Annotated in this window: 27 protein-coding genes; 20 read left to right on the top strand and 7 right to left on the bottom strand. The window is 63.3% G+C overall.

Annotation, left to right across the window (positions count from 1 at the left end; translation table 11 throughout):
- Positions 1-17: 17 nt before the first annotated feature.
- Complete coding sequence (locus RYZ20_RS05310) at positions 18-857, bottom strand: universal stress protein (protein WP_317671056.1); 840 nt, start codon at positions 855-857, stop codon at positions 18-20.
- 304 nt (positions 858-1,161) lie between these two features.
- On the opposite strand from RYZ20_RS05310, the gene ccoN reads away from it, so the two are divergent.
- The 8 genes from ccoN (at position 1,162) to ccoS (ending at position 9,403) form a co-directional block, all read left to right on the top strand.
- Positions 1,162-2,763, top strand: a complete 1,602-nt coding sequence (gene ccoN / locus RYZ20_RS05305; RefSeq protein ID WP_317671054.1) for a cytochrome-c oxidase, cbb3-type subunit I — start codon at positions 1,162-1,164, stop codon at positions 2,761-2,763.
- Between the two features lie 14 nt (positions 2,764-2,777).
- The gene (gene ccoO / locus RYZ20_RS05300) at positions 2,778-3,515 is read left to right on the top strand and encodes a cytochrome-c oxidase, cbb3-type subunit II (protein WP_317671052.1); all 738 of its coding nucleotides are present in this window, start codon (positions 2,778-2,780) and stop codon (positions 3,513-3,515) included.
- Positions 3,516-3,527: 12 nt separating this feature from the next.
- On the top strand, positions 3,528-3,731 hold the full coding sequence (locus RYZ20_RS05295) for a cbb3-type cytochrome oxidase subunit 3 (protein WP_317671050.1): 204 nt from the start codon (positions 3,528-3,530) through the stop codon (positions 3,729-3,731).
- 31 nt (positions 3,732-3,762) lie between these two features.
- On the top strand, positions 3,763-4,641 hold the full coding sequence (gene ccoP / locus RYZ20_RS05290; RefSeq protein ID WP_317671048.1) for a cytochrome-c oxidase, cbb3-type subunit III: 879 nt from the start codon (positions 3,763-3,765) through the stop codon (positions 4,639-4,641).
- A 350-nt stretch (positions 4,642-4,991) separates the two neighbouring features.
- On the top strand, positions 4,992-6,446 hold the full coding sequence (ccoG, locus tag RYZ20_RS05285; protein ID WP_317671046.1) for a cytochrome c oxidase accessory protein CcoG: 1,455 nt from the start codon (positions 4,992-4,994) through the stop codon (positions 6,444-6,446).
- Positions 6,447-6,544: 98 nt separating this feature from the next.
- Positions 6,545-7,000 carry a FixH family protein gene (locus RYZ20_RS05280; protein WP_317671044.1) on the top strand — a complete coding sequence of 152 codons (456 nt, stop codon included), beginning with the start codon at positions 6,545-6,547 and terminating at the stop codon, positions 6,998-7,000.
- Between the two features lie 3 nt (positions 7,001-7,003).
- Positions 7,004-9,232, top strand: a complete 2,229-nt coding sequence (locus RYZ20_RS05275) for a heavy metal translocating P-type ATPase (RefSeq protein ID WP_317671042.1) — start codon at positions 7,004-7,006, stop codon at positions 9,230-9,232.
- A gap of 9 nt (positions 9,233-9,241) precedes the next feature.
- Positions 9,242-9,403: a cbb3-type cytochrome oxidase assembly protein CcoS gene (gene ccoS / locus RYZ20_RS05270; protein ID WP_317671040.1), complete on the top strand. Its 162-nt coding sequence runs from the start codon at positions 9,242-9,244 to the stop codon at positions 9,401-9,403.
- 88 nt (positions 9,404-9,491) lie between these two features.
- On the opposite strand, the gene RYZ20_RS05265 is transcribed toward ccoS, so the two are convergent.
- Both RYZ20_RS05265 and RYZ20_RS05260 read right to left on the bottom strand, forming a co-directional pair.
- Complete coding sequence (locus RYZ20_RS05265) at positions 9,492-11,162, bottom strand: D-alanyl-D-alanine carboxypeptidase family protein (protein ID WP_317671039.1); 1,671 nt, start codon at positions 11,160-11,162, stop codon at positions 9,492-9,494.
- Positions 11,163-11,373: 211 nt separating this feature from the next.
- Positions 11,374-12,069, bottom strand: coding sequence for an HAD family hydrolase (locus tag RYZ20_RS05260; RefSeq protein WP_317671037.1), 696 nt, complete (start codon positions 12,067-12,069; stop codon positions 11,374-11,376).
- Between the two features lie 153 nt (positions 12,070-12,222).
- Here RYZ20_RS05260 and clpS point away from each other — a divergent pair, with 153 nt between their 5' ends.
- The 3 genes from clpS to RYZ20_RS05245 are packed head-to-tail and all read left to right on the top strand — an operon-like array spanning position 12,223 to position 14,466.
- Positions 12,223-12,537, top strand: coding sequence for an ATP-dependent Clp protease adapter ClpS (gene clpS, locus RYZ20_RS05255; protein WP_317671350.1), 315 nt, complete (start codon positions 12,223-12,225; stop codon positions 12,535-12,537).
- Between the two features lie 21 nt (positions 12,538-12,558).
- Positions 12,559-13,614 carry a class I SAM-dependent methyltransferase gene (locus tag RYZ20_RS05250; RefSeq protein WP_317671035.1) on the top strand — a complete coding sequence of 352 codons (1,056 nt, stop codon included), beginning with the start codon at positions 12,559-12,561 and terminating at the stop codon, positions 13,612-13,614.
- 42 nt (positions 13,615-13,656) lie between these two features.
- Entirely contained in the window at positions 13,657-14,466 is an 810-nt protein-coding gene (locus tag RYZ20_RS05245; RefSeq protein WP_317671033.1) for an SDR family NAD(P)-dependent oxidoreductase, read from the top strand.
- Here the strand turns inward: RYZ20_RS05245 and RYZ20_RS05240 are convergent, their stop codons facing one another.
- Positions 14,467-14,868, bottom strand: a complete 402-nt coding sequence (locus RYZ20_RS05240) for a hypothetical protein (protein ID WP_317671031.1) — start codon at positions 14,866-14,868, stop codon at positions 14,467-14,469.
- A gap of 128 nt (positions 14,869-14,996) precedes the next feature.
- Between RYZ20_RS05240 and hemF the strand changes: the two genes are divergently transcribed.
- Positions 14,997-15,893 carry an oxygen-dependent coproporphyrinogen oxidase gene (hemF, locus tag RYZ20_RS05235; RefSeq protein ID WP_317671029.1) on the top strand — a complete coding sequence of 299 codons (897 nt, stop codon included), beginning with the start codon at positions 14,997-14,999 and terminating at the stop codon, positions 15,891-15,893.
- A 15-nt stretch (positions 15,894-15,908) separates the two neighbouring features.
- Positions 15,909-16,520 carry a LysE family translocator gene (locus tag RYZ20_RS05230; RefSeq protein WP_317671348.1) on the top strand — a complete coding sequence of 204 codons (612 nt, stop codon included), beginning with the start codon at positions 15,909-15,911 and terminating at the stop codon, positions 16,518-16,520.
- A 25-nt stretch (positions 16,521-16,545) separates the two neighbouring features.
- Here the strand turns inward: RYZ20_RS05230 and hemE are convergent, their stop codons facing one another.
- A complete protein-coding gene (hemE, locus tag RYZ20_RS05225) occupies positions 16,546-17,577 on the bottom strand; it encodes a uroporphyrinogen decarboxylase (RefSeq protein WP_317671027.1) in 1,032 nt (343 codons plus the stop codon).
- 107 nt (positions 17,578-17,684) lie between these two features.
- On the opposite strand from hemE, the gene hemC reads away from it, so the two are divergent.
- From hemC to RYZ20_RS05210, 3 genes are all read left to right on the top strand, one after another.
- The gene (hemC, locus tag RYZ20_RS05220) at positions 17,685-18,629 is read left to right on the top strand and encodes a hydroxymethylbilane synthase (RefSeq protein ID WP_411572325.1); all 945 of its coding nucleotides are present in this window, start codon (positions 17,685-17,687) and stop codon (positions 18,627-18,629) included.
- Positions 18,630-18,702: 73 nt separating this feature from the next.
- Complete coding sequence (locus RYZ20_RS05215; protein ID WP_317671346.1) at positions 18,703-20,073, top strand: FAD-binding oxidoreductase; 1,371 nt, start codon at positions 18,703-18,705, stop codon at positions 20,071-20,073.
- Positions 20,073-21,275, top strand: coding sequence for an MFS transporter (locus RYZ20_RS05210; RefSeq protein ID WP_317671023.1), 1,203 nt, complete (start codon positions 20,073-20,075; stop codon positions 21,273-21,275). The genes RYZ20_RS05215 and RYZ20_RS05210 overlap by 1 nt, the downstream gene beginning before the upstream one ends.
- On the opposite strand, the gene RYZ20_RS05205 is transcribed toward RYZ20_RS05210, so the two are convergent.
- The gene (locus RYZ20_RS05205; protein WP_317671021.1) at positions 21,272-21,916 is read right to left on the bottom strand and encodes an arylesterase; all 645 of its coding nucleotides are present in this window, start codon (positions 21,914-21,916) and stop codon (positions 21,272-21,274) included. The two genes, RYZ20_RS05210 and RYZ20_RS05205, sit on opposite strands and share 4 nt — an antisense overlap.
- A gap of 40 nt (positions 21,917-21,956) precedes the next feature.
- Here RYZ20_RS05205 and RYZ20_RS05200 point away from each other — a divergent pair, with 40 nt between their 5' ends.
- The gene (locus RYZ20_RS05200) at positions 21,957-22,625 is read left to right on the top strand and encodes an ABC transporter ATP-binding protein (protein WP_317671019.1); all 669 of its coding nucleotides are present in this window, start codon (positions 21,957-21,959) and stop codon (positions 22,623-22,625) included.
- On the top strand, positions 22,622-25,126 hold the full coding sequence (locus tag RYZ20_RS05195; RefSeq protein WP_317671017.1) for an ABC transporter permease: 2,505 nt from the start codon (positions 22,622-22,624) through the stop codon (positions 25,124-25,126). Before RYZ20_RS05200 ends, RYZ20_RS05195 begins: the two co-directional genes overlap by 4 nt.
- Before the next feature lies 1 nt (position 25,127).
- On the opposite strand, the gene RYZ20_RS05190 is transcribed toward RYZ20_RS05195, so the two are convergent.
- Positions 25,128-25,613 (bottom strand): transglycosylase SLT domain-containing protein, encoded by a 486-nt coding sequence (locus RYZ20_RS05190; protein ID WP_317671015.1) that lies wholly within the window; start codon positions 25,611-25,613, stop codon positions 25,128-25,130.
- 189 nt (positions 25,614-25,802) lie between these two features.
- Between RYZ20_RS05190 and RYZ20_RS05185 the strand changes: the two genes are divergently transcribed.
- Together RYZ20_RS05185 and RYZ20_RS05180 are read left to right on the top strand one after the other, a co-directional pair.
- Entirely contained in the window at positions 25,803-26,006 is a 204-nt protein-coding gene (locus tag RYZ20_RS05185) for a YgaP family membrane protein (protein WP_317671013.1), read from the top strand.
- 111 nt (positions 26,007-26,117) lie between these two features.
- Positions 26,118-26,669: a L,D-transpeptidase gene (locus RYZ20_RS05180; protein WP_317671011.1), complete on the top strand. Its 552-nt coding sequence runs from the start codon at positions 26,118-26,120 to the stop codon at positions 26,667-26,669.
- Positions 26,670-26,755 lie beyond the last annotated feature (86 nt).

Raw genomic sequence — 26,755 nt, 5'->3', positions numbered from 1 at the left:
GCATTTTGTCGAAGGGGTTAGTGCGCCATCAGCACCGGCACTTCGGCCTTTTCCAACATGCTGCGCGTCGCGCCCCCCAGAATGGCCTCGCGGAAGCGCGAGTGGCCATAGGCACCCATCACGACCATATCTGCCTTGGAATCGCGCACATGGCGGTTCAGCACATCGGACACGCGCGGCAGGGTTTTCGCCAGCACCGAAACCTCTGCATGAACGCCGTGGCGGGCAAGCATCTGGCTGAGCGCGCCACCCGGGTCCGAGCGTTCGGGGCCATGCGCAGGCGGGTCGATGATGGTGATGTCAACCGTTTCGGCGGCTTTCAGCTGCGGCAAGGCCTTGCGGATCGCGTTCATCGCTTCGGCGGACTGGTTCCAGGCGACGACAATGCGGCTGGCGACGGTGGGGGAGGTGTAGCCGTCGGGAACGATGAGAACCGGCACCTGACCCTCAAAGAGGGCGGCTTCGACCACGGCTTCGGCCTCGGGGCCGCGCCCTTCGCCGTAAGGAATGCCTGCGATCACGACATCGGCAAACCGCGCGCGCAGCCCGACCGCCGGTGCAATGGCGCCGATCTGCGCGACGATGGATTCAACGCTCCAGCGCACATCCTCGGGGGCGAGGCGGTCCTTTAGCGCCGCCTCCAGCTTTTGTGCATCTTCCTGCGCACGATCCATCGTCTCTTGCTGCACAAAGGCCGTGGCGCCAGCGTAATAATATCCGGTCTGCGTGCGATCCACGCCCATGCACAGAACGTCCAGATGCGCGTCCTCGCGCCGGGCCAGCGAAACCGCCGCCTCGATCTGGGATTGCGCGGCCTTCGCGTCCGTCACAATCGTTAGAATTGTCTTATAAGCCATAATGGCCTCCCTCCGCGTGTGGGTTTCCCCAATATCCTAGAGGCACATTATCTTAGGCAGAAGCGCGCCACTTTGACGCGGATCAAGCCGGAGCTTTATGATAAAATAACCGGCACAAGTGGTCAGATGCCTGTTTTACAATGGCGGTGCGACGAAAGAGCGCAGTCTGAACGCGAGGATTTGATGCAGATCAATGCGTAGGGCATACCCCCGGACCACAAGGGCTTTAGTCGAAAAACCCGGCTCGGATTCCGATTCTCCGGAATGCGGGAGGGGAAACAGACAAGACGAAGGGACGCACATTATGTGGGATTATTTCAAGTTGATCGCGCTCGCCGCGGTGGCGGTGCTGGCCGCTATCGCTGCTAGTTACGCGCGCGATCTTCCGTATGCGGTGAACGCCGTCGAGGTCATGCTGGCTGCGGCGATCGCGTTCATCTGGGTGCTGCGCACCATGGGGTCGGCTCCGGCTCCGCAAAACGAATATAACGACGGCGTCATCCGCGCCGGCGTGATTGCTACCACCCTGTGGGGCGTGGTCGGCTTTCTGGTTGCGGTTATCATCGCGTTCCAGCTTGCCTTCCCGGCGCTGAACCTCGAGTTCGCCCAAGGGTATCTGAACTTCGGCAAGCTGCGCCCGCTGCACACCTCGGCGGTTATCTTCGCCTTTGGTGGCAACGCGCTGATCGCTTCGTCGTTCTATGTTGTGCAGCGCACCTCGGCCGCGCGCCTCTTCGGTGGCACCGGGCTGCCGTGGTTCGTGTTCTGGGGCTATCAGCTGATGATCGTGCTTGCCGCGACCGGCTATATCCTTGGTGCGACCCAGTCGAAAGAATACGCAGAGCCGGAATGGTATGTCGACCTGTGGCTGACCATCGTCTGGGTTGCTTATCTGCTCGTGTTCCTCGGCACGGTGCTCAAGCGCAAAGAACCCCACATCTATGTGGCAAACTGGTTCTACCTGTCGTTCATCGTGACCATCGCGATGCTGCACCTTCTGAACAACCTCGCTATTCCGGTGTCGGTCTTCGGCTCGAAATCGGTTCAGGTGTTCGCGGGTGTGCAGGACGCAATGACCCAATGGTGGTATGGCCACAACGCTGTGGGCTTCTTCCTGACCTCGGGCTTCCTGGGCATGATGTATTACTTCGTTCCGAAGCAGGCAGAGCGCCCCGTCTACTCGTATAAGCTGTCGATCGTGCACTTCTGGGCGCTGATCTTCATCTACATCTGGGCAGGTCCGCACCACCTGCACTACACCGCCTTGCCGCAATGGGCTTCGACCCTTGGCATGGTGATGTCGATCATCCTGTGGATGCCGTCCTGGGGTGGCATGATCAACGGCCTGATGACGCTTTCGGGCGCATGGGACAAGCTGCGCACCGACCCGATCATCCGTATGATGGTGGTGTCGATCGGCTTCTACGGCATGTCGACCTTCGAAGGTCCGATGATGTCGATCCGCGCGGTGAACTCGCTGTCGCACTACACCGACTGGACCATTGGTCACGTCCACTCCGGCGCTCTTGGCTGGAACGGCATGATCACCTTCGGCGCGCTCTACTACCTTGTGCCGCGTCTGTGGGCGCGTGAGCGTCTCTACTCGCTCAAGCTGGTGAGCTGGCACTTCTGGCTCGCAACCATCGGTATCGTGCTCTACGCCGCCTCGATGTGGGTGACGGGGATCATGGAAGGCCTGATGTGGCGCGAAGTCGACAGCCAGGGCTTCCTTGTGAACGCCTTTGCCGACACCGTGGCCGCCAAGTTCCCGATGTATGTGGTCCGTGGTCTGGGTGGTGTGCTCTACCTCGGTGGCGCGATCATCATGACCTACAACCTCTGGGCAACGGTCGCCCGTCAGCCGCGCGTTGCGTCGGCGTCGGTTGCCGCTGTTCCGGCTGAATAAGGAGGGGCTGAAAGATGGCACTTATCGACAAACATGCCGTTCTTGAAAAGAACGCGACGCTCCTTCTGATCTTCTCCTTCCTCGTCGTCACCATCGGCGGCATCGTAGAGATCGCACCGCTCTTCTATCTCGACAACACGATCGAGAAAGTCGAAGGGATGCGCCCCTACACGCCGCTCGAACTGACGGGTCGGGACGTATACATCCGCGAGGGCTGCTATGTCTGCCACTCGCAGATGATCCGCCCGATGCGCGACGAGGTGGAACGCTATGGTCACTACTCGCTCGCAGCCGAGTCGATGTATGACCACCCGTTCCAGTGGGGCTCCAAGCGGACCGGGCCGGATCTGGCCCGCGTCGGCAACCGCTACTCGGATGCGTGGCACGTGGATCACCTGAACAACCCGCAATCGGTCGTGCCGGAATCGGTGATGCCGAAATACGGGTTCCTGCTGAACCGCGAAATCGACGCCAAGTATATCGAGGACCGGCTCAGCACCGACGCTTTGGTCGGTGTGCCCTACAGCTCGGAGATGATCGCAGCCGCTAAGGAAGACTTCTTCGCACAAGTCGATCCCGAAGCGGATACCGATGGGCTCTTCGAGCGCTATGACGAGAAGGTCAACGTCCGTAACTTTGACGGTCAGACGGCTGTCACCGAAATGGACGCCCTTGTCGCCTATCTCCAGGTTCTCGGGACGATGGTCGATTTCTCGACCTTCGCGACCGAGGAAGCCGTGGCAAGTCGCTAAGGAGGACAGGGGATGGACTATCATATCCTAAGGGAATTCGCGGATAGCTGGGCAATGCTTCTGATCTTCGCGCTGTTTATCGGCGTGGTGGCGTGGGCATTCCGTCCGGGGTCGCGCAAGACCCATGAAGATACGGCGAATATCCCCTTCCGTCACGATGACAAACCCGCCAGTCCCTTCGACGATCCTGCGGCAACGCAGGATCGCCAGGGATGACGGCGCCACGTTGTAAGGAGGCGTGGACGAAATGAGCAAAAAACCGATCCAAAAGCAGGAAGTCGATACCACCGGTCACGAGTGGGACGGCATTTCCGAATTCAACAACCCGCTGCCCAAGTGGTGGCTCTATACCTTCTATGTCTGCATCATCTGGGGCATCGGCTATTCGGTCGCCTATCCGGCATGGCCGCTGATCAACGGCAATACGGCAGGGATGCTGGGCGACAGCCAGCGCGGGAACGTGATGGCCGAAATCCAGCGCTTCGACGACATGAATAAGCCGATCGAAGAGAAGCTTGCCGCTGTTGAACTGACCGACATCGCGTCGGACCCGGAGCTGGCCAACTACACCCAGAACGCGGGTGCCGCAGTATTCCGCACCTGGTGTGCGCAGTGCCACGGTGCCGGTGCTGGCGGTCAGCAGAAGCTCGGTTATCCGAACCTGCTTGACCAGGACTGGCTCTGGGGCGGCTCGATCGAGGATATTCACACCACGGTTTCCCACGGGATCCGTAACGCGACTGACCCCGATGACGAAGCCCGCTACTCGCAGATGCCGGCCTTCGGCAAGGACGAGCTGCTTGAACCCGAGCAGATCGACCAGGTCGTGCAATTTGTCCGCAAGCTCTCGGGGCAAGAGGCTGATGCCGCTCTGTCCGGTGAAGGCGAAGTGGTTTTCGCAGACAACTGCGCAAGCTGCCACGCCGAGGATGGCACGGGTGACCGCGCACAGGGTGCGCCGAACCTGACCGACGCCATCTGGCTTTATGGTGGCGACGTTGCGACCCTCACCGAGACGGTGACGAATGCCCGCTTCGGCGAAATGCCGAACTGGAACACGCGTCTGTCCGAAGCTGAAATCCGCGCTGTGTCCGCTTATGTGCACGGCCTGGGTGGCGGCGAATAACCAGATATTCGGGGGGCTTCGGCCCCTCGGGTAGCACCGGCGCCCCGTCCTGTTCGCGCGTTTCCTGGGGGCGCCGGTGTCTTTTTGCCCGGGGCGAGCGGGCAAAACCGATAAAAGGCATATGTCTGCCGAATCTTTAACTGCGAATACGCGCCCCAGGCAATCCCCCAAGTTTTGCGCAGAGAGTTGGCTTGGTGTCGCAAACGCAGAAAAATCCAGATAAATCAGGATGCTGCGACTGGAATAAAATGTGCATTGGAAATCTGCCTTTTTGACGCATGTCAAAGTTATTTCCGCCAGTGCATATCAAAAGTGAGCCAAACCCTGATAACAGCCATACGGAGAGAGTCGTGAACTCCACCGAACAAGCCGATCCGCCCCCCCTTTATGTTGCCCGCGAGCCAGTCTTCCCGAAACGGGTGAAAGGTGAGTTCCGCACGCTGAAATGGGTGTTGATGGCGCTGATGCTGGGCATCTACTACCTGACCCCCATTCTTCGCTGGGATCGTGGCCCTGCGCTGCCCGATCAGGCCGTGCTGCTTGATCTGGCGAACCGCCGCTTCTTCTTTTTCATGATCGAGATATGGCCGCACGAATTCTATTTCGTTGCGGGGCTTCTGATTATGGCGGGGCTTGGCCTGTTCCTGTTCACCTCGGCTGCGGGGCGGGTGTGGTGCGGTTATGCCTGCCCGCAAACGGTCTGGACCGATCTTTTTATCCTTGTCGAGCGTTGGGTCGAGGGCGACCGCAACGCCCGCATCCGTCTGCTGCGGCAGAACTGGAACTTCGAGAAATTCCGCAAACGGATCACGAAATGGGTGCTGTGGCTGCTCATCGCGGTGGCGACGGGCGGTGCGTGGGTGTTCTACTTCACCGATGCGCCGACGCTGGCAAAGGCTCTGCTGACGGGCACGGCCCATCCGGTTGCTTATACCACGATCGCGGTGATGACGCTGACGACTTTTGGTTTCGGTGGCTTCGCACGCGAGCAGATCTGCATCTACGCTTGCCCGTGGCCGCGTATTCAGGCTGCGATGATCGACGAGGACACGCTGACCATCGTCTACCGCGAATGGCGGGGCGAGCCGCGCGGCAAGCTGAAAAAAGGTCAACCGATCACCGCCGATCAGGGGGATTGCATCGACTGTAACGCCTGTTTCGCGGTCTGCCCGATGGGGATCGACATCCGTGACGGCCAGCAACTTGAATGCATCACCTGCGGCCTGTGCATCGACGCCTGCAACGAGATGATGGACAAGGTCGGCAAGCCGCGTGGCCTGATCGGCTATATGGCGCTGAAGGACGAGAACGAAGAGCGCGCCGGAGGCCACCCGCGCAACGTCTGGAAACACATCTTCCGCCCGCGCACGCTGCTGTATTTCACGCTTTGGGCGGGGATCGGTGTCGGGCTTGTGGTCGCGCTGTTCATGCGCTCGCCCATCGACTTCAACGTGACGCCGAACCGCGATCCGCTTTATGTGATCCAGGGCGACGGCACGGTGCGCAACATCTATACGCTGCGGCTGCGCAACAAGGCGGGGGATGACACCACCTTCCGCGTGTCGATTGTCGGGGCAGATGGCAAGCCGGTTGACGGGTTGGGCGTGGTGCTGGAAGGGCAGGACGCGAATACCGTGACCGTGCAGCCCGATTTCACGCTCTCGCAGCGCCTTTATCTTGAGGCCGCGCCGGGGACGGATCTGGCAACCGGTGACCGGACCAACCTGACGCTCTGGATCGAGGATGTCGGCTCGACCGACCGCGCCTCGGCAGGGACCGTGTTCAACGGCACCAGTAACAACTAAGTCAGAATGCGTCCGGGGCTGCGTGAAGGCGTGGCCCCGGTCTTTTCCTGTTCCGCACGAAGGGCTATGAACAGGGCGGTTTCACGAAAGGGTGCTTTATGGCCAAGGAACTAACGGGCAAGCATGTGCTGATGATCACGGTTGGCGCGTTCAGCGTGATTATCGCGGTCAATATCTTTATGGCCTATAGCGCGATTGGCACGTTCCCGGGCCTTGAGGTCGAGAATTCCTACGTCGCCTCGCAGAGCTTCGACAAGGATCGCGCCGCGCAAGAGGCGCTTGGCTGGAGCGCCGAGCCGGTCTACGAAAACGGCACGCTCTCGCTGGTGATGCGCGACGCGGCGGGGCTGCCCGCGCCGGTGTCGGACCTGACCGCGCTTGTCGGGCGCACGACCTACGCGGGGGAAGATATTTCGCCCGAATTCCTGTATAAGGGCGGCGTCTTTGTGGCGCCGGTCGATCTTGCTCCGGGGGCGTGGCTGATCCATCTGGAGGCCAAGGCCGCCGATGGCACGGTGTTCCGCAAACGTATGGATCTGTTCATCGAGGGTTAACCGATGGCGCTAAGCTCGGAGATTGAGGGCACGACTGTGATCGCTGACGAGGAACACGTCAGCGCGTCTGCCTGTCCGGCCTGCCTTGCCGCTCCTTCGGCCGAGCAGATGGCGCGCTCGGGCGACATCAAGGGCGCGCGGGTGATGCTGTCGCTGCCCACGGCGCATTGCGCGGTTTGCATTTCCGATGTTGAACGCGAGTTGCACCGCCAGCCGGGTGTGCGGTCTGCGCGGGTGAACCTGACGCTAAAGCGGGTGTCTGTTGATGCCGATGCGGGTGTCGAGGCCGCGCCCCTGATCGCGGCGCTCGATCGCATCGGCTATGAGGCGCACGAGCTGGACCCGAGCCTTCTGTCCGCCACCGAGACCGACAAGCGCGGGCGCGATCTGTTAATGCGGATCGGCGTCGCGGGCTTTGCGATGATGAATATCATGCTCCTGTCGATCTCGGTCTGGTCGGGGGCCGAGGCGGCAACGCGCGATATGTTCCACTGGATTTCGGGCGCGATTGCAATTCCGACGGTGCTGTTTTCCGCGCAGCCGTTCTTTGCCAGCGCATGGACCTCGCTTCGGGCGCGGCGTCTTGGGATGGATGTGCCGATCTCTCTGGCGATCATTCTGGCGACCGGAATTTCGCTTTACGAGACCTCGCAATCGGGGCGTCACGCCTATTTCGATGCTGCCGTGATGCTGACTTTCTTTCTGCTGGTCGGGCGTTATCTGGACTACCGCACGCGCGCGACCGCGCGCTCCGCCGCCGAGGAACTGGCCGCGCTTGAGGTGCCGCGCGCGGCGCGTCTGGCGGTAGACGGGACCGAGGAAACCGTGCCTGTGGCAGAGCTTCGTGTGGGGGATCTGATCCGCGTGCGGCCGGGCGGGCGCGTTCCGGCAGATGGCGCGATTACCGAAGGCACCTCCGAGACGGATCGCTCTTTGCTGACGGGTGAAAGCCTGCCGGTTTTTGTTGGCCCCGGCGCGCTCCTGTCGGCGGGCGAAGTGAACCTGACGGGCCCGCTGGTTCTGCGTGTCAGCGCAGCTGGCAAGGATAGCTCGCTGCACCAGATGGCCGATCTGGTGGCGGCCGCCGAATCCGCGAAAACGAAATATACCTCTCTGGCCGAACGCGCCGCGCGCGCCTACGCGCCGGTGGTGCATATTCTGGCCTTTGCCTCCTTCGTGGGCTGGGTCTGGATCACGGGGGGCGATGTGCGCCACGCGGCCAATATCGCGGCGGCGGTGCTGATTATCACCTGCCCCTGTGCGCTTGGGCTGGCGGTGCCTGCGGTGGTGACGTCGGCCTCGGGGCGGCTGTTCCGCAAGGGGCTTTTGATCAAGGATGGCACCGCGCTGGAGCGTCTGGCCGAGGTGGATACGGTTGTATTCGACAAAACCGGCACGCTGACGATGGGCGCGCCCAAACCCGAAAATCTGGGCGACCTGAGCGCGGAGCAGCTTGTGATTGCCGCCGCTCTTGCGGGGGCTTCCGCGCATCCGCTGGCCAGGGCGCTGGCCGAGGGCGCGCAGGCGATGGGCGTGCAGCCCGCTCCGCTGGAGGCGCTGCGCGAGGTGCCGGGCTTCGGCGTCGAGGGGCTGGCCAACGGGCAGGTGGTGCGCCTTGGCCGCGCCGATTGGATCGGGGCCGAAGCTGGCGCGAGCACCGCAACCCATCTGCGTATCGGTGACGCCGCGCCGGTGTCGATTGTCTTTGCCGACAACCTGCGTCCGGGGGCCGAAGACATGGTCGCGGATCTGGCACGTCAGGGTGTCGCCCTCTGGCTGGTGTCTGGCGATGTGGAGCCTGTGGTCGCCGATCTGGCTGCGCGGCTTGGGATCGCGAAATTCAAGGCGGGTGTTCTGCCGCATGAAAAGGCCGCGCTGGTGCAAGAGCTGTCCGCCACTGGCAGCCGCGTTCTGATGGTGGGCGACGGGCTGAACGACACCGCAGCCCTTGCAGGCGCGCATGTGTCGATCTCTCCGGCCAGTGCGCTGGATGCGGCGCGCACGGCCTCGGATATTGTGCTTCTGGGGGCCGATCTGGCGCCCATTGCGGACGCCGCGCGCATCTCGCGTCAGGCACGCAAACGGATCAAAGAGAACTTTGCGATCTCGATCCTCTATAACTGCGTCGCGGTGCCGATCGCGCTGGTTGGGCTGGCAACACCCTTGGGGGCCGCGATTGCCATGTCGGCCTCTTCGATCACCGTTTCGCTCAACTCGCTGCGTTTGAAATAGGAGGCGCGCTTGGAGATTCTGACCATTCTCATTCCGGTGTCGCTGCTGCTTGGCGGGGTCGGGCTGGTCGCGTTTTTCTGGGCGGTGCGGAACCGCCAGTTCGACGATCCGAAGGGCGACGCCTCGCGGATTTTGTCCTCGGATTATGATGACCGCCCGAAAGCGGACTGACGCGGGCTTTCACAAATGCGACCCGACTAGCAAAAAGCCGCGCTGGATAGCGCGGCTTTCTTGCAGTTATCGAACCTTGAGGGAGGAGTCAGGGTCCGATCACTTCACATTTTTTCGACCGCGCCGAGAGGCGCGCGCAGGCCAGATCGGCCATATCGCGCGACATGCCGACGAAGGTCGCTTCAAATCCTGCCTTGCGTTTGGCGACCTTGCGAAGCGCCTCGCCCAGGGAGTCCGTTTCCATCAGGGCGATCGTCAGAAGCGCGCGCTCGGCCGCGAAATTCGAATTATAAAGCCCGAGGCTGACGCCAAAGCCGCGCCCGCCGGAACTGGATGCCCGTGCGACCACGGTGCCTTTGCGCTGCGGTGCGGGTGCGGGCGAGAGCGAGGCCAGAATGACCTTGTCGTTGCGCTGTGTGGCTTGCGTTGTCAGTGCCAGCGTTTCGGGTTGCGCCGTCGTTATCTGGGCAAATTCCGGCTCCAGATCGGCATCCCCCTCGGAGAGCATCTCGTCTTCGATCACCGCAGAGGCCAGCGTCAGCGTTTCGGGCTGCGGCGGGGTGGTTTGTTCAAAGGTATCCTTCGGCACTTCGGCGACCACAATCGTGGCGGGTTCGTCGGGCGCAGCCGCGACAATGCTGCCCGGGCGGGCCATCGGGAAGGGGCTTTGCGCCAACCCGCCGGCTGATGCGAGCACTACGGGTGGTGTGACAGTCACATCTTCAGCCACCGCCTGCGCGAGCTTTTGCGCCTGCGTGTCTGCCTGTGCGGCCGCCAGAGCCAGTGCAATTGCGTCCGCGTCATGCGACGGAACCGCGGGGCGGGGCATCGGGAAGGGCGAGGTCTTGACCAGCCCCGACACGCGGACAGTCTGGGGGGCGGCCGAGGCTTCGGCCAGCAGCATCGGAGCCTCCGCCGGACGGTTCACGGGTGCCTTTTTCGGCGCGCGCGAGAAGCCCATGTCCAGAAGCTCGGCCATCTTGGCGTTGCGCTGCGCGGTCGAGGTGCCACCGAAAACCGTGGCGATGATCCGCTTCTCTCCGCGCTTGGCCGAGGCCGTCAGGTTGAAGCCCGCCGCGACGGTATAGCCGGTCTTGATGCCATCCGCGCCTTCATAGGCGCTCAGGAAGCGACGGTTCGTATTGTACACTTTTGCCAGCCCTGCATCGGCGGTTTTGCGCGAGAAAATGTTGTAATACTGAGGGAAGTCGTAAAACAGGTGCCGCCCGAGAAGGGTCATGTCGCGCGCGGTCGACAGGTGCCCCGCACGGGTCAGGCCGTTTGCGTTGCGGAAGGTCGTGTTCTTCATACCAAGCGCTTTGGCCGTGCGGTTCATGCGCGCCGCAAACGAGGCTTCGTCGCCCGAGATCGCATCCCCTAGAGCCGCGGCAGCGTCATTGGCCGATTTGACTGCTGCTGCACGGATCAGGTAGCGGACGGCGATTTTCTGCCCCGGTTTCAGGCCAAGGCGCGAAGGCGGCTGACCGGCGGCGTTTTTCGACACGGTAACCATCTTGTCGAGGCTCAGTTCTCCGCGCTCGATCGCCTGAAACGCAATGTAGAGCGTCATCATCTTGGTCAGGGACGCCGGATGCAGGCGCGTATCCGCGTTCTTCGAATACAGGATTTCGCCCGATCGCATATCCATCACCAGCGCCGCATAGGGCGCTGCTTTCGCCGCGATGGGGGCGAAAATCAGGGATAGCGCAAAAAGCCCATAACGGACCCAGCTCCACAGCGTGGTCACGGTTCTTGCCATTGTAACTGCCTCTCGCCCCGATTGGTTTTTGAAGAGTATGGGGCTTATTAGAACCACGATAACACGCACGGGCCGTGGTGAAAATGGTTAAGTTTCAATGTTCTGTGGTGCGACTTTCGCGCATCGGATACGGGCGGGGCGCAAAATGTTGTGGGTGGAGAATCAGATGTATTCCATATCTATGACTTTTGATTCATCGCGCACCAAAGGGTTAGCGGATTTCCGCGATCAATGCGGTCAGGCCGGACAGGTCGGGAAGCCGCCGGAAGCGCGGGTTGTCTTCGGGCGCATCGGCATGTTCCAGCGCCCAAGTCAGGTCGTGGGGCACATGCACGCCCCAGCCTCCCGCGGCAATCATCGGGATCACATCGGATTTGAGCGAGTTCCCCACCATCAGCCCTTCGTCCGCGCCGGTTCCGTGGCGGGCAAAGATGCGCGCATAGACCTCTGGCGCCTTGTCCGAGACGATCTCGACCGCGTCGAACAGGTCGCCAAGACCCGATTGCGCCAGTTTGCGCTCTTGATCCAGCAAGTCCCCCTTTGTCACCAGCATGATACGGAAATCTCCAGACAAAGCCTGAACGGTGGCGCGGGCCTCGGGCAAGAGTTCGATCGGATGCGAGAGCATCTCGCGCCCGGCCTCCATGATCTCCGCGATGACGCTGCCGGGAACGCGGCCTTCGCTCACCTCGATCGCGGTTTCGATCATCGAGAGCGTGAAACCCTTCACGCCGAAACCGTAATGCCCGACATTGCGCCGCTCGGCGGCCAGAAGCCGCTCTGCCAGATGGTCCGAACCCGCATGAGCGCGCATCAGATTGGTAAAGCGCTCTTGCGTCAGGGCAAAGAACCGCTCGTTATGCCAAAGCGTGTCATCCGCATCGAAACCGATCGTCGTCAGTGCCATTTTGCGCCTCCGTTTGTGCCGGTAAAATGGACAATGCGCAGGGTCTTGGCAACGTCGCTTCGACGTCAGGGTTTTCATAGGGCGCGTAACTCTTATATTGCCTCTCTCAGGATGAACCGATTCCAAGGACTTCGCGTGACCGAGCCGCTTCGCATGATGGGGGATGACGGGGATGATGCCACTGGCGTCGCGACCAAGACCCGTGCCAGAACGCAGCGCCCGCCTATGTATAAGGTGATGCTGCTCAATGACGACTATACGCCGATGGAATTTGTCGTTCATGTGCTAGAGCGGTTTTTTGCGATGAACCATGCGCAAGCCTTCGAGATCATGCTGACCGTGCATAAAAAGGGGTTGGCCGTTGTGGGCGTGTTTTCCTACGAGATTGCCGAAACCAAGGTTGCTCAGGTGATGGATGCGGCGCGCCGCCAACAGCACCCGCTGCAATGCACGATGGAAAAGGAGTGAGGCGCAAGCGCCCGTCCCACCATGTCCCACCCGCGTTTGTCCCTTGTGCTTGATGCACCCGATGCGCTGCCGCCCGAGGGGCGGATTGCGTTGTTTCGTCCGCGTGCCGAGACCGATCTGAGCGATTTGCCGCGCGACCGCGTGCAGGCGGTGCAGGGCTTCAAGCCCGATCACGATGCTTTGGCAGCGCGCGGCCTGTCGGTGTCGCCCGCGCCCGAGGGCAGCTATGCGGCGGCAGTTGTTTTCGTGCCACGCGCCAAGGCAGAGGCCCGCGCGCTTCTGGCCGAGGCCTGCCGCCATGTGACCGCTGGCGGGGTGATCTGGGTCGATGGCGGGAAAACCGACGGGATCGACTCGCTCTATAAGGATCTGCGCAAGCTGGTTCCGGTCTCGGCGGCGACCGCCAAGGCGCATGGCAAGATTTTCTCGTTCCTGGCTGACCCCGAGGCGTTGACGCAATGGGAGGCCACGCCGATCACGCCTGCCGAGGGGTTCACGACCCTTCCCGGCGTATTCTCGGCCGAAGAGGTGGATGAAGGCTCGGCCCTTCTGGCGGCCTGTCTGCCAGCGCATTTGCCCGCCCGTATGGCCGATCTGGGCGCGGGGTGGGGCTGGTTGTCCGCGCAGGTTCTGGCGCGTGAGGGCGTCGAAAGCCTTGATCTGGTCGAGGCCGAGCATTCCGCGCTGGAATGTTCGAAAATGAACATTTCAGACCCGCGCGCCACCCATATCTGGGCCGATGCGACCGCGTTCATGCCTGAAAACCGATATTCTGGCATCGTGATGAACCCGCCGTTCCATACCTCGCGCGAAGCAACGCCGGGGCTGGGGCAGGCGTTTATCCGTGCCGCCGCGAAGATGTTGTCACTGTCAGGCACGCTCTGGCTCGTGTTCAATCGTCATCTCCCCTATGACGAGGTGTTGCAGGCGAGCTTTCACGAGGTCGAGGACATCGTGCCTCCTTCGGGGGTCTCGACGCGGTTTCGTATCGTGCGGGGGCATCGCCCCGTTGCCGGCGGGCAGAAATCCGCCACCAGTTCCGCACCGCGACGCGTTGTCGCGCGTAAACGCCGATAGGCGCAGCTAAGCTGTGCGTTCCCAACCGACCGGAGACTGCCCATGACGCTTTCGATTACCGGAAAAACCGCGATTGTGACGGGGGCCGCGCATGGCATCGGCCTTGCGATTGCGCGCCATTTCGTCGAGCGCGGCGCGCAGGTCATGTTCGCTGACATCGACGAGGCCCGCCTTGTGGATGAACTGGGCGAAGAGGCAAAATCGGATGGCCCCGTGCGCTATTTCGCGGGCGATCTGTGCCAGAAACTGACGGTGAAGAACCTGCTTTCGGCCACGGTCGATGCGTTTGAGCGGATCGACATTCTGGTGAATGCCGCGCGCTGCGTGCAGGTCTCGGACCCGCTGGACCCGTCGCAAACGGTGCTCGACGATATGTTGCAGATCAACATGAAAGGCGCGCTGCGCCTGTCGCAGATGACCGCGAACCGGATGATCAAACAGGCCGAGGACGAGGGCCGCGAAGAGGGCGAGATCGGCTGTATCGTCAATGTCGGCTCGTCGCCCGCGGCGGCCACACAGCCGGGCCTTCTGGCCTATTCCATTGCCTCGGCCGCACATGAACAGATGACGCGTGGCCTGGCTGTCGCGCTGGCGCCGCAGCGCATCCGCGTGAACGGGGTGGCTTTTGCCTCGGTCATGAGCGCGTCTTTGCAATCGCTTCTGCGCGAGAATGGCGACTGGCGCGAGGACATTCTCGCCGCGACGCCGATGGGCCGCATTGCACCCGCAATCGAGCTGGCCGAAACGGTGCAATATCTGGCTTCCTCCGGCGCCGGTTTCGTGACAGGGCAGATCATCGCGGTCGATGGTGGACGGAGCCTGCGCGGCCCGGTCAATCTGCCGCTTTTGTAACTACTCGGGGTAGGCGGTCTTGCAGACCTCGATCGCCCTTTCGGCCGCCGCCAGCAGCACTTTGCGCTTGGCGACCAACCCGTCGCGTTTGCGCTTTTCCGCCGCCGGATCAATGGCGACCTTACGCTCGTGCGTCACAACATGGTCCTGCCAGCACATGCGCGCCTTGCGCACCACATCACCGTTTTTGCGGGTAATCTCGTCATAGCCACAGACCTCCCATTGGGGGATCGTGGTCTCGTAGGTCTCGATGGCATAGCCCCGCGCGAGATTGGCCTCGACCTCGGACAAAAGCGACTGGACGGTGCGCAGCTCGCTGGTCTCGCGCCGGATACATTGCTCTTGCGGCGTGCCGCAGGCAGCGAGAAGGGCCAAAAGCCCGAGGCCGAAAATCCGTTGCATGGGAAACCCCTTACCGTTTGGCGCAGATATTAACCTGCGCCAGAGCAAAGGTAAATCGGGGCCAGCGCGCAAAACCTGTTCAGAACGGCGCGCCCGCCTGCTATCAAGCGCAAAAAGGGAGAGAGCGCATGACCACCACCGACCCGTTCGACGAACGTAAAGCCCGCGCCAGCCAATGGTTTTCCGATCTGCGCGACCGGATCGTCGCCAGTTTCGAGGCGCTGGAGGACAGCCAGACTACCGGCCCCCATGCGGGGCTTCCGGCGGGCCGGTTCGAGGTCACGCCGACGGTGCGCACAGGCCCGAATGGCGAAGATAACGGCGGCGGCAAGATGAGCGTGTTGCGCGGCGGGCGCGTGTTTGAAAAGGTCGGCGTGAATATCTCGACCGTCTGGGGCACCTTGGCCCCGCGGGCGCAGGCCGCGATGGCCGCGCGCGGCGTGCCGGGGATGGAGGATGACCCGCGCTTCTGGGCGAGCGGCATCAGCCTTGTCGCGCATATGCAAAACCCGCATACGCCCGCAGTTCACATGAATACGCGGATGTTCTGGACGCCGGGTGCGTGGTGGTTCGGGGGTGGTGCAGACCTTAATCCTTGCATCGAATATGCCGAGGATACCGCGCAGTTCCACGATGTGTTGCGCGGCGCCTGCGATGCCCATGACCCGACCTATTACCCGCGCTTCAAGGCGTGGGCGGACGAGTATTTCTTTGTCCCGCATCGGGGCCGCGCGCGCGGTGTCGGCGGGATTTTCTACGACGATCTGAACACCGACAACTGGGAGGCCGATTTCGCCTTCACCCGTTCGGTGGGCGAGGCGTTTCTGCCCGCCTTCGTCCCCGTGACCGAGCGTCGCCGCGATACCCCCTGGTCCGAGGCCGACCGCGAAACGCAGTTCATCCATCGCGGCCTCTATGCCGAATATAATCTGGTCTATGATCGCGGCACCAAGTTCGGGCTGGAGACCGGCCATAACGCGGATGCGGTGCTGATGAGCCTGCCGCCGATTGCAAAATGGCCGTAATATTCGGGGGTTAAGCTGGAAGAACGTCTGATCGCCTTTGCGCTTGCCTCGTTTCTGATCGAGCTGACGCCGGGGCCGAATATGGCCTATCTGGCCGTTGTCGCCGCGACCGAGGGGCGGCGGCGCGGGTTTTCCGCCGTGGCGGGCGTGGCGTTGGGGCTGTCGATTGTGGGGCTGCTGGCGGCGCTTGGGTTGACCGCTTTGGTGGCGGGGTCGGCGCTGGCCTATCAGGGGCTGCGCTGGCTCGGGGTCGGGTATCTGTTGTGGCTTGCCTATGACGGGTGGCGCGGTGCCGACGGGGTGGCCTCACTGGCGACGGACAGCGCTTCGAACTGGCGCCATTTCAAGCGCGGGCTGATCACCAACTTGCTGAACCCCAAAGCGGCGGCATTTTATATGGCGGTGCTGCCGACGTTCCTTGGTGCCACCGAAAGCTTGCGCGAAACGCTTTTGTTTTCCGCTGTTTATGTGGCGGTCGCGACCGGTATCCATGCCGCGATTGTGGCGATGGCGGGGGCGGCGCGGGCAATCTTTGAAAACCCGACGAGCGAGCGGATTTTGCGCCGCGTGCTGTCTGTCGGGCTGGCGGCAATCGCGGTTTGGTTCGCGGTGAAAACGGCGCAATGAAAAAGGGGCCGCGTGGCCCCTTTCCTTATCCCTTGCGGATCGTCTCCAGCATCAGATGCACATTTTCTGGATCAGCGTCGGGAGTGATCCCGTGCCCGAGGTTGAAGATATGCGGGCCGTTCCTGAACGCCTCGACGACGTGGCGGGTCGCGTCAATCAGCTCTTGCCCACCCGTCACCATATGGCGCGGGTCAAGGTTGCCCTGCACGCAGCCCGCGCTCTGCACATTCGTGGCCGCCCACTCGGGGCTGACCGAATTGTCGATCGCCACGCAATCGGCGCCGGTTTTCGCATGGAAGCCGATGTATTTGTCGCCAGCCTCACGCGGGAAGGCGATGACCGGCAGGCCGGGGAAGCGCGCTTTCATCTCCGAAATGATGCGCTTTGCAGGCGCAACGGCGAAATCCTCGAAATCCTGCTCTTTCAGGCTGCCGGCCCACGAGTCGAAAATCTTGACGACCTCGGCCCCGGCTTCGACCTGTTTCGACAGATATTCGATGGTCGATTCCGTCAGCAGGTCGATGATGCCCTGAAACGTCGCGCGGTCCGCAGACTTGAGCGCATGTGCCGGACCCTGGTCCTTGGTGCCGCGACCGGCGATCATATAGGTCGCAACCGTCCACGGCGCGCCCGCGAACCCGATCAGCGTGGTTTCCTTCGGCAACTCGCGCGAGAGGATGCGCATGGTCTCGTAAACCGGCGCAAGGTGGTCGTGGATGTCGTCCTTGCCCTTAAGCGCGCGCAACCCGTCGGGGCCGGAGATCGTGGACAGGCGCGGGCCTTCGCCCGTCTCAAACCACAGTTCCGCCCCAAGCGCTTGCGGCAGTAGCAGGATGTCGGCAAACAGAATCGCCGCATCGAACCCGTAGCGGCGGATCGGTTGCAACGTCACCTCGGCGGCGAGATCCGAATTATAGCACAGCGACAGAAAGTCGCCCGCCTCGGCGCGGGTCGCGCGGTATTCGGGCAGGTAACGCCCCGCCTGACGCATCATCCACACGGGCGGTGTGGGCAGAACTTCGCCTTTCAAGGCTCGCAGGATGGTCTTTTCGGTCATGGCGCTTCTCCTTGTTAGCCCCCTTGAATTTGTCCTGCGGCGCAATGTCAAGCGCGAGGGCGCTTGCGCGGGCCTTTTGACGCGGATACCAAGGCGACATGGAACAGATGCCCAACGCCCAATCGCCCCTGAAAATCGGAACGCGCGGTTCGCCGCTCGCGCTGGCTCAGGCTTACGAAACCCGCTCGCGCCTGATGGCGGCCCACGGCCTGCCCGAGGATGCCTTCGAGATCGTCGTCATCAAGACGACCGGAGATGACCGCGCGCTGATCGACGCGGACAAGCCGCTGAAAGAGCTTGGCGGCAAGGGGCTGTTCACCAAAGAGATCGAAGAGGCCATGCTGGATGGCCGGATCGACATCGCGGTGCACTCGATGAAGGATATGCCGGTCAAGCAACCCGAGGGGCTGCTCCTGGACTGCTATCTGCCGCGCGAAGATACCCGCGATGCATTCGTCAGCTTTGACTACGCCTCGATTTCCGATCTGCCCGAGGGCGCGGTGATCGGCTCGTCGTCCCTGCGGCGTCGCGCGCAGCTTGCCTATCGCCGCCCCGATCTGAAAATGGTCGAGTTCCGCGGCAATGTGCAGACGCGGATGAAAAAGCTGGAAGATAAGGTCGCGACCGCCACCTTCCTTGCGATGGCTGGCCTGAACCGTCTGGGCATGTCGCAGGTCGCGCGGTCCGCGATCGAGCCCGAGGAAATGCTGCCCGCCGTGGCGCAGGGCTGCATCGGGATCGAACGGCGCGCGGCTGATGCGCAGGCCGAGGCGCTGCTGGCCGCGATCCACAATGCCGACGCAGGCCACCGTCTGGCGGCCGAGCGCAGCTATCTGGCGACGCTGGATGGCTCGTGCGAAACGCCGATTGCGGGGCTGGCCGTGCTTGAGGGCGATCAGATCTGGCTGCGCGGCGAAGTGCTGCGGCCCGATGGGTCGGACGCGCTCTTCGAAGAGGGACGCGCGGCGATTTCGGATGCAGCCGAGCTTGGCGCCGATATTGCGCGTAAACTTCTGGCGCGCGCACCCAAGGACTTTTTCGACTGGCGCTAAGCCGTTGATTGAAAATGCTATGCGCCCTGCGAGCCTCGCGGGGCGCGCGCGCTTCGCTGCCTTTGGGGGGCATATGGAACTTCTGGACCGTCTGCGCGGGCTGATTGGCCCCGAGCATGTGTTGACCGGCGCCGATACGGCGGGGTTTGGGCAGGAATGGACGGGGCATTACCATTGGTCGCCTTTGGCGGTGTTGCGGCCCGCCTCGACGGCCGAGGTTTCGGCGGTTCTGGCGCTGGCGCATGAGACCGGAACGCCCGTGGTGCCCGTTGGCGGGAACACGGGGCTGAACGGCGGCACGATGGCGGAAGGCGCGCTGATGTTGTCGCTGTCGCGGCTGAACCGTCTGCGCAGTTTTAATGCCGAAACGCGGACGGTTGTCGCTGAGGCGGGCGTCATTCTGGAAACCCTGCACAGCCGCGCGGCCGAGGCGGGGTTGGCTTTTCCGCTGACCTTCGGGGCCAAAGGCTCTGCGATGGTCGGGGGCTTTTTGTCGACCAATGCAGGTGGCTCGAACGTGGTGCGCTATGGCTCGGCGCGGGCGCTGTGCCTTGGGCTCGAGGTCGTGCTGGCCGACGGGCGGGTGATGGACCTGATGACCGAGCTGCACAAGGACAACACCGGCTATGATCTGCGCGACCTGATGATCGGGGCCGAAGGAACCTTGGGCGTGATAACGGCGGCGGTGCTGCGCATGGTGCCTGCGCCCTCGGCCTATGCAACTGCGCTGGTCGGGATGCGTGACCTGCCTTCGGCGCTGGCGCTGTTGAACGCGGTGCAGGCGGGCACGGGTGGCATGGTCGAGGCGTTCGAATTCATGCCGGACCGCTATATGGAGCGGCTTGCGCGCTTGAAGCCCGAACTGACCTGTCCCTTTGATCCGGCGCCTGTGAATGTGCTGATCGAGACCGCGACAACCATCGCGGGTGAGGCGCCGCAAGAGCGGCTGGAGGCGCTTCTGGCGGACGCCTTCGAGGTGGGGCAAATCAGCGAGGCAATTGTTGCTAATTCGGAAACGCAGCGCCGCAAGCTGTGGGAGATGCGCGAATCTGCCGCCGAGATCACTTTTACCACGCCTGATCTGGTCGACACAGACATCGCCCTGCCGCTGGACCGGCTGGAGACCTTCCTGATGCGTATGAAAAAGCGCCTGCATGCGCTGGACCCGCAGGCGGAAGAGCTGGTCATCGCGCATCTGGGGGACGGCAATATCCATTATTGCGCTTACCCTTCGGATATGGCGCAAGCGGCGGCGATCCGCGCGGCGGTGGCCGAGGAAACGGTCGCGCTTGGCGGTTCGTTCTCGGCCGAGCATGGGGTTGGCGTTTCCAAGCGCGCAACAATGGCGCGGCATAAAGACCCCGTGGCGCTTGAGGTGATGCGCGCGATCAAATCCGCGCTTGATCCGAAGGGCATCCTGAACCCCGGCAAGGTCTTGCCCTGATGCGCGGGTTCGCCCTCTTGCGGCCTTTTGCCGAGGAACCCGCGCTTAGGCTGACCGTCGGCTTGATGCTGATCTTCGGCGCCTATGCCGCGACGATGGCGCCCTATCTTTCGGCACTGGCGGTGACGGTCTTCGGGCTGGGCGAACGTGCCTATTCGATGGTTCTGGTTGTGGCCTCGGTGGTGGCGGTGTCGGCCTCGGTCGGTTTTGGCATTCTGGCCGATCAGCGGGCAAACCGTCGTGCGATCGCGCTTTGGTCCGTGCTGATGCTGGTTCTGGGGATGGGGCTTGTGCTGGCGTTCCCTGTGCCTTGGGTGTTTGTTCTGACGCAGGCCGTGATTGTGCCGATGGCGGGGTCGCTGTTCGGGCAGTTGTTCGCGCTGGCCCGCCTTGCCGCCTCGACCCGCCCCGAGGCCGAGCGCCCCGCGATCCACGCGACGCTGCGGGCGGTTTTTGCCCTGCCTTGGGTGATCGTGCTGCCATTCTGGGCGGTGGTTTTTAGCTCGGGCGTGCCGCTGACGGTGCTGTATCCGGTGTCGACCATGCTGGCGCTGGCGCTTTTGGGGCTGACCTTCGCGGGCTGGCCGCGCGATGGGGCGACCCGCTGGCCCGACCCGAAATCGGGGCTGAGTTTTCGCCAGTCGCTGCACGAAATCGCCGCCTGGCCGATCCTTGCGCGCGTGTTGGCGCTTGGGCCGGTGCATGGCTCGGTGATGCTATATATGGTGGTGATGGGGCTTGTTTTTACCGCCACGCCGGAACGTGGTGCGGGGGATGTCGCGCTTTATGCGGGGCTTTTGGGCGGGCTGGAGGTGCCGTTTATGCTGGCGCTGCCGATGATCGTGGAGCGTGTCTCGCGCCCTGTGCTGATCGTCGCTGGCATGGTGCTTTATGCGGTGCATCTGGCGGGGATTCCGCTTTTGGCGGCCAGCGATCTGGTCTGGCTGCTCATTGTCCCCGGCGCGATGGGCGGCGCGATTATCCTGACGCAACCCATCGCCTATTTGCAGGATCTGATGGAGACGCGCCCCGGAGCGGGCGCCTCGCTTATGGCGCTGCAAAAGCTGGCGGGGGACGCGATTTGCGCGGCGACTTTCGCCATCGGCACCGCGCTTGCGGGCTATCAGGTGGCGGCTGTCGCGGGCGCGGTTCTGGCGATTGCGGGGGCGGTGGCGCTTTGGCGGATGGACCAGAGCGCCTAGCCCGCCTCGGCCCGCGCCAGCAGTTCGATCACCTTCGGGCCAAGCTGTTCCACGACCAAGGCAACCCCCGCAGGCGCGGGGTGAAGCCCGTCCGCCTGCATCAGCCCCTTGGCCTCGCGCGTCTCGAACGGTTCGGCCATGATCGGCGCGAGGAGGTTCTCCAGCAGCACCGCGTCATAGTTCGCGGCCAGCTCGGGCCAGAGCGCCGTGAAACCCGCCTGATACTCGGGGCCGAAATTCGCAGGCGCGGGGGTGCCGACCAGAAGCACGGGCAGGGCGCGCTTGGCCAGAGCCTGCATGATCGCCTCCAGATTGGCGCGGGCCTCTTGCGGCGATAGTCCGCGCAGCATGTCATTGCCGCCAAGTTCAACGATCACGGCGTCTGTTTCGGCGCTGAGCGACCACTCCAGCCGCTCGCGCCCGCCCGCCGTCGTGTCGCCCGAAACGCCTGCGTTAATCAGCCGCGCCTCGACGCCCTGCGCATCCAGCCAGCGTTGCAGCGCTGGCACCAGCCCCTCTTCGGGCGCCAACCCATAGCCCTGCGTCAGAGAATCCCCCAGCATCACGACCTCGGGTGGCTCTGCCGCCACCGGAGCCGCAAGCAGCATTATCAGCGCGCCAGCCTTGCCAATCGCGCGCAAGCCCCCATATGCAGGGGTAAGTTTTAAAAGGCAGGTTTTCATGTCAGTTCACAGTCTTACCCTTCGGGATGTCGGCCTTACCTTGGACGGAAATGCCGGCCCCGTCGAGATTTTACACGGCATTTCACTTGATATTGAGCGCGGCAGTTCGGTCGGGCTGACGGGGCCGTCGGGGTCGGGGAAATCCTCGCTTCTGATGCTGATGGGCGGGCTGGAGCGCGCGACGCATGGCTCGGTGCAGGTGCTTGGCCATGATCTGGGGGCGATGGACGAGGATGCGCTGGCGCGGTTCCGGCGCGGGCGGATGGGGATTGTGTTCCAGTCCTTCCACCTTGTCCCCACGATGACCGCGCTGGAAAACGTGGCGCTGCCTTTGGAAATTGCCGGTGAGCCGGATGCGTTTGCCCGTGCCGAGGCCGAGCTGGCCGCCGTTGGCCTTGGCCATCGTCTGGGGCATTACCCGTCTGAAATGTCGGGGGGCGAGCAGCAGCGTGTCGCGCTGGCCCGTGCGGTCGCCCCGCGTCCCGAGTTGTTGTTGGCGGATGAACCCACGGGCAACCTTGATGCGGCCAATGGTGCGGCGATCATGGATTTGCTCTTTGATCTGCAAGACCGCCACGGGGCGACGCTGGTCCTTGTGACCCACGCGCCCGAACTCGCCGCGCGCTGCGACCGTGTGGTGCAGCTTGCTGACGGGGCGCTGGCATGAGCCTGTCTTTGCGCATCGCCCTGCGCGAGTTGCGTGGCGGCATCCGAGGGTTTCGCGTGTTCCTTTTGTGCCTCGTTCTTGGGGTGGCGGCGATCGCCTCGGTCGGGTTGGTGCGCGGCGCGATCCGTGAGGCGCTGACCGATCAGGGCGCCGTGCTTTTGGGGGGCGACGCGCAATACGGGTTCACCTACCGCCGCCCGACGCCCGAGGAGCGCGACTGGATCGAAGGACATGCGGCCCGCGTCTCCGAGGTGGTCGAGTTCCGCTCGATGTTAAGCGTGGGCGAGGGCGACAGGTTCGAGACCGCGCTGACGCAGGTCAAGGCGGTCGATGGGGCGCACCCGTTGATGGGGGCGCTGGAGCTTTCGCCCGACGTGCCGGTGTCGGCGCTGCCAGAGGCTGGCACTCCGGGGATTTTTCTGGATACCATTCTGGCCGACCGCCTAGGGCTGGCCATTGGCGACAGCGTGACGCTTGCGGGGCTGCCGTTTCGCTATCTCGCCGCGATCACCCGCGAACCGGATTCGACGGGGGCAGGCATCGGGCTTGGTCCGCGTTCGATTGTGTCGCTGGCCGCGCTGGAGGGGACGCCGCTTCTGGCGCCGGGGTCTTTGTATGAAACCGAAGTCCGCGTGACCCTGCCAGAAGGCACAGATCTGGACGCGCTGAAATCCGCCGCCGAAGCGCGGTTCGAGGGGGCGGGGATGCGCTGGCGCGACCGCACGCGCGCAGCCCCCGGGGCCGACCGGTTTGTGACGCGGCTTGGCTCGTTTCTGGTGCTGGTGGGCCTTGCGGGGCTGGCCGTGGGCGGGGTCGGGATTTCGGCTTCGGTCTCGGCATGGCTGGAGCGCAAGGGCCAGACCATCGCCACGCTGCGCGCATTGGGCGCGGCCCCGTCCACGATCCGCAATGTGTTTTTGTGGCAGCTTGGGGTTTTGTCACTGATCGGGGTGGCGCTTGGGCTGGTGCTGGCTTTGGGCATGGTTTTCGCCGCTGCCGGAGCCATCAAGGCCGCGTTGCCAATCCCTGTAAGCCTGCGTGCCGCGCCCATGCCGCTGATCGAAGCGGCGGTTTACGGTGGGCTGGTTGCAGCGATTTTCGGGCTGTGGCCGCTGTCGCGGATGGCGGCGATGCGCTCGGCGGCGCTCTATCGCAACGGGCGGCGGGCGTTGCGCCCGTCATGGCCTGCGCTTGCCCTGATCGCGGCGCTGATCGGCGCGCTGGTGCTGGCCTCGATCTGGTTTTCGGGGCTGGCGGTGCTGTCCGCCAGCGCGCTTGGCGGCGTTGCCCTTGCATTGGTGATTTTGTGGGGCGCTGCATGGGGCGTGCGGCGGCTGGCACGCGCTTTGGCCCCGATTGCGCGCGGGCGTCCGGCCCTGCGCGCGGCGCTCTCTGCCATTGGCGCTCCGCGTTCCGAGGCGACCTCGGTGATCCTCTCGCTTGGGCTTGGGCTTTCGGTTCTGGCGGCGGTGGGGCAGGTGGATGCGGCCCTTCGCAGCACCATCGCGCAAGACCTGCCCGATGTGGCGCCTGCCTATTTCATGGTCGATATTCAGAACTCGCAACGCACTGATTTTCTTTCGCTTCTGGACGATGTTGGGACGGTCGACAAGATCGACACGGCTCCCATGCTGCGCGGTGTGATCACCGAAATCAACGGCCAGAACGCGCGGGACGTCGCGGGCGAGCATTGGGTTCTGCGCGGCGACCGTGGCGTGACCTATGCCGCCACCCCGCGCGAGGCGCTGACCGCAGGCACCTTCTGGCCCGAGGATTACACCGGCCCGCCGCAGGCCAGCTTTGCCGCGACCGAGGCGCAGGAACTGGGGCTGAAGCTGGGCGACAAGATCACCGTCAATATCCTCGGGCGCGACATCGAGGCCGAAATCACCTCGTTCCGCGATGTCGATTTTTCGACCGCCGGCATCGGCTTTGTGCTGACGCTGAACCCGTCGGCTCTACAAGGCGCGCCGCATACCCATATCGCGACGATCTATGCCGATCCCGCAGACGAGGCGGCGATTTTGCGCGCGGTAGCCAAGACCTTTCCGAATGTCACCGCGATCCGCGTGCGCGATGCGATTGCCCGCGTGACCGAGGCTTTGGGGACTATCGCGCAGGCGACCTCGCTGGCGGCGGGCGTAACCTTGCTCACCGGATTTGTCGTGCTGATCGGCGCGGCTGCGGCGGGCGAGGCAGGGCGCGTGTGGGAGGCGGCGATGCTGAAAACACTCGGCGCGACACGGCGCACGATTCTGGCGTCATTTGCAATCCGCGCGGCCCTGATGGGGGCGGCGGCGGGGCTGGTGGCGATCGGTTTTGGTGCGCTGGCCGGATGGGCGGTGCTCGATCTGGTGATGGAGGCGCGCTACCGCTTTGCGCCCGTGCCCGCGCTTGCCATCGTTCTGGGGGGCGCGGTGACGACGCTACTTGCGGGGCTGGTCTTTGCGCTGCGCCCTTTGGCGTCGCGGCCCGCACGGGTGCTGCGCTCGCGCGAGTAGATCAGCGCAGGCCGGTTTCCTTCAGGATGCCGCGCCGCTTGGCCTCGTAGTAGTAGCCCTTCGCATACCACATTACCGCGCGCTCTTCGGACCCGTCCGCGCACATCCATGCGCCGCGCAGGTATTTGACCGCGTATTTGAGGTTGGTTTCCGCGTCCAGCAGGTCTTGCGCCTGCCCCTTGAACCCCATCCCCCGCGCGGTTTGCGGCAAAATCTGCATCAGCCCGTAATAGGGGCCGTTGCGCGCGAGCGGGCGATAGTCGCTTTCGCGCTGGATCACGCGATGCACAAGGCTGCGCGGCACCTTGTAGTGATCGGCGGAGCGGTTGATCAGCTTGCGCAGCTCTGCCGTCTCATTGGGGTAGAGCGGCGGGTTATATCCTGCCCCCAACCGCGCCGACGATTTGCGCCCCTGCACATCCGGCCCGCTACAGGCAGCCAGCGCAAGCCCCGAGAGGCAGAAGAAACGGCGGGTAAAAACGGGCATGGGCGCTATCCGGCACTGGTTACTCTGCGCCCAGATAGCGCGATTGCGCCGTGGCGGGGAAGGGGCGCGCACTTGCCTCGGCGCGGTTTTGCCGATGGTGTGAAGACAGAATATTATATTCGCAATCTTGAATTTATAATGAGCGAGTGCTAACTGGACCCTAATCAACCCTGTCGAGGAGTCTCTCCCATGTCTATTGATCGCGCGATGTTTGCCTTTGCCGGCGTTATGGTTCTGTTGAGCGTCGTGCTCACCCATTTCGTCCATCCGGGTTTTGTCTGGTTCACCGTGTTTATCGGCGCGAACCTGCTGCAATCCTCGATCACCGGTTTCTGCCCGGCGGCAAAGGTTCTCTCCAAGCTCGGCCTGCCGGTCGGCTGCGCCTTCAAATAAGCCGTTCAGGCGCGGCGTTTGCGCGCTCTGCGGTTGTGGATGAGGGGCAAATTTGCTAGCCTTTCACCATATGTAACCCGTGGAGAGCCGATGGAACGCCGCGCCTTTTTAATGAGTCTTCCCGCCGTCGCCCTGATCGGCGCGCCCGCATGGGCCGAAACGGTGGAAACGGCCGAACAGCCACCGAAATGGCCGATTGCCAGCCAGTATTACCCGCGCGAGGTGCGGGTGAAGAAAGAGCTGGCGGTCGGGTCGATTATCGTGCTGTCGGACAAGTTCTATCTCTATCACATCACGGCTCCGGGGCGGGCGATGCGCTATGGCGTGGCGGTCGGCAAGGAAGAGCTGAAGTTTCGCGGCCAAGCGGTCGTCGGGCGCAAGGTCGAGTGGCCAAGCTGGAAACCCACGCCCGAAATGATCGCGCGCGATCCGAAATACGCAAAATACGCTGACGGGATGCCGGGCGGCCCCGAGAACCCCTTGGGCGCGCGGGCGATGTATCTGTATCAGAACGGGCATGACACCGCGATCCGCATTCATGGCACGACATCGCCCTCGTCGATCGGACATGCGGTGTCGAACGGGTGTCTGCGGATGGTCAATGACCATGTGATCGCGCTGTTCGAGAAAGTGCCGGTCGGGACGCCGGTGACCGTTTACTAGGTGCTGCGGGGAAGAATACGGGGGCTGTGCATTTTTTCCCGATTCGGTCCTTGACGCTCGCCGCGCACTGGCTTAATCCCCCGCGC

This window comes from Pseudothioclava alba, from assembly GCF_033100795.1.
Lineage (GTDB): Bacteria > Pseudomonadota > Alphaproteobacteria > Rhodobacterales > Rhodobacteraceae > Pseudothioclava.
Note: the sequence above shows the minus strand (reverse complement) of the source record. Positions and strands in the feature narration are given on the sequence as shown.

Coding starts and splice junctions, on each gene's coding strand:
- RYZ20_RS05310 (WP_317671056.1), bottom strand. CDS start 857: ATGGCTTATAAGACAATTCTAACGATTGTGACGGACGCGAAGGCCGCG.
- ccoN (WP_317671054.1), top strand. CDS start 1,162: ATGTGGGATTATTTCAAGTTGATCGCGCTCGCCGCGGTGGCGGTGCTG.
- ccoO (WP_317671052.1), top strand. CDS start 2,778: ATGGCACTTATCGACAAACATGCCGTTCTTGAAAAGAACGCGACGCTC.
- RYZ20_RS05295 (WP_317671050.1), top strand. CDS start 3,528: ATGGACTATCATATCCTAAGGGAATTCGCGGATAGCTGGGCAATGCTT.
- ccoP (WP_317671048.1), top strand. CDS start 3,763: ATGAGCAAAAAACCGATCCAAAAGCAGGAAGTCGATACCACCGGTCAC.
- RYZ20_RS05280 (WP_317671044.1), top strand. CDS start 6,545: ATGGCCAAGGAACTAACGGGCAAGCATGTGCTGATGATCACGGTTGGC.
- RYZ20_RS05275 (WP_317671042.1), top strand. CDS start 7,004: ATGGCGCTAAGCTCGGAGATTGAGGGCACGACTGTGATCGCTGACGAG.
- RYZ20_RS05265 (WP_317671039.1), bottom strand. CDS start 11,162: ATGGCAAGAACCGTGACCACGCTGTGGAGCTGGGTCCGTTATGGGCTT.
- RYZ20_RS05260 (WP_317671037.1), bottom strand. CDS start 12,069: ATGGCACTGACGACGATCGGTTTCGATGCGGATGACACGCTTTGGCAT.
- clpS (WP_317671350.1), top strand. CDS start 12,223: ATGATGGGGGATGACGGGGATGATGCCACTGGCGTCGCGACCAAGACC.
- RYZ20_RS05250 (WP_317671035.1), top strand. CDS start 12,559: ATGTCCCACCCGCGTTTGTCCCTTGTGCTTGATGCACCCGATGCGCTG.
- RYZ20_RS05245 (WP_317671033.1), top strand. CDS start 13,657: ATGACGCTTTCGATTACCGGAAAAACCGCGATTGTGACGGGGGCCGCG.
- RYZ20_RS05240 (WP_317671031.1), bottom strand. CDS start 14,868: ATGCAACGGATTTTCGGCCTCGGGCTTTTGGCCCTTCTCGCTGCCTGC.
- hemF (WP_317671029.1), top strand. CDS start 14,997: ATGACCACCACCGACCCGTTCGACGAACGTAAAGCCCGCGCCAGCCAA.
- hemE (WP_317671027.1), bottom strand. CDS start 17,577: ATGACCGAAAAGACCATCCTGCGAGCCTTGAAAGGCGAAGTTCTGCCC.
- hemC (WP_411572325.1), top strand. CDS start 17,685: ATGCCCAACGCCCAATCGCCCCTGAAAATCGGAACGCGCGGTTCGCCG.
- RYZ20_RS05215 (WP_317671346.1), top strand. CDS start 18,703: ATGGAACTTCTGGACCGTCTGCGCGGGCTGATTGGCCCCGAGCATGTG.
- RYZ20_RS05210 (WP_317671023.1), top strand. CDS start 20,073: ATGCGCGGGTTCGCCCTCTTGCGGCCTTTTGCCGAGGAACCCGCGCTT.
- RYZ20_RS05200 (WP_317671019.1), top strand. CDS start 21,957: ATGTCAGTTCACAGTCTTACCCTTCGGGATGTCGGCCTTACCTTGGAC.
- RYZ20_RS05195 (WP_317671017.1), top strand. CDS start 22,622: ATGAGCCTGTCTTTGCGCATCGCCCTGCGCGAGTTGCGTGGCGGCATC.
- RYZ20_RS05190 (WP_317671015.1), bottom strand. CDS start 25,613: ATGCCCGTTTTTACCCGCCGTTTCTTCTGCCTCTCGGGGCTTGCGCTG.
- RYZ20_RS05185 (WP_317671013.1), top strand. CDS start 25,803: ATGTCTATTGATCGCGCGATGTTTGCCTTTGCCGGCGTTATGGTTCTG.
- RYZ20_RS05180 (WP_317671011.1), top strand. CDS start 26,118: ATGAGTCTTCCCGCCGTCGCCCTGATCGGCGCGCCCGCATGGGCCGAA.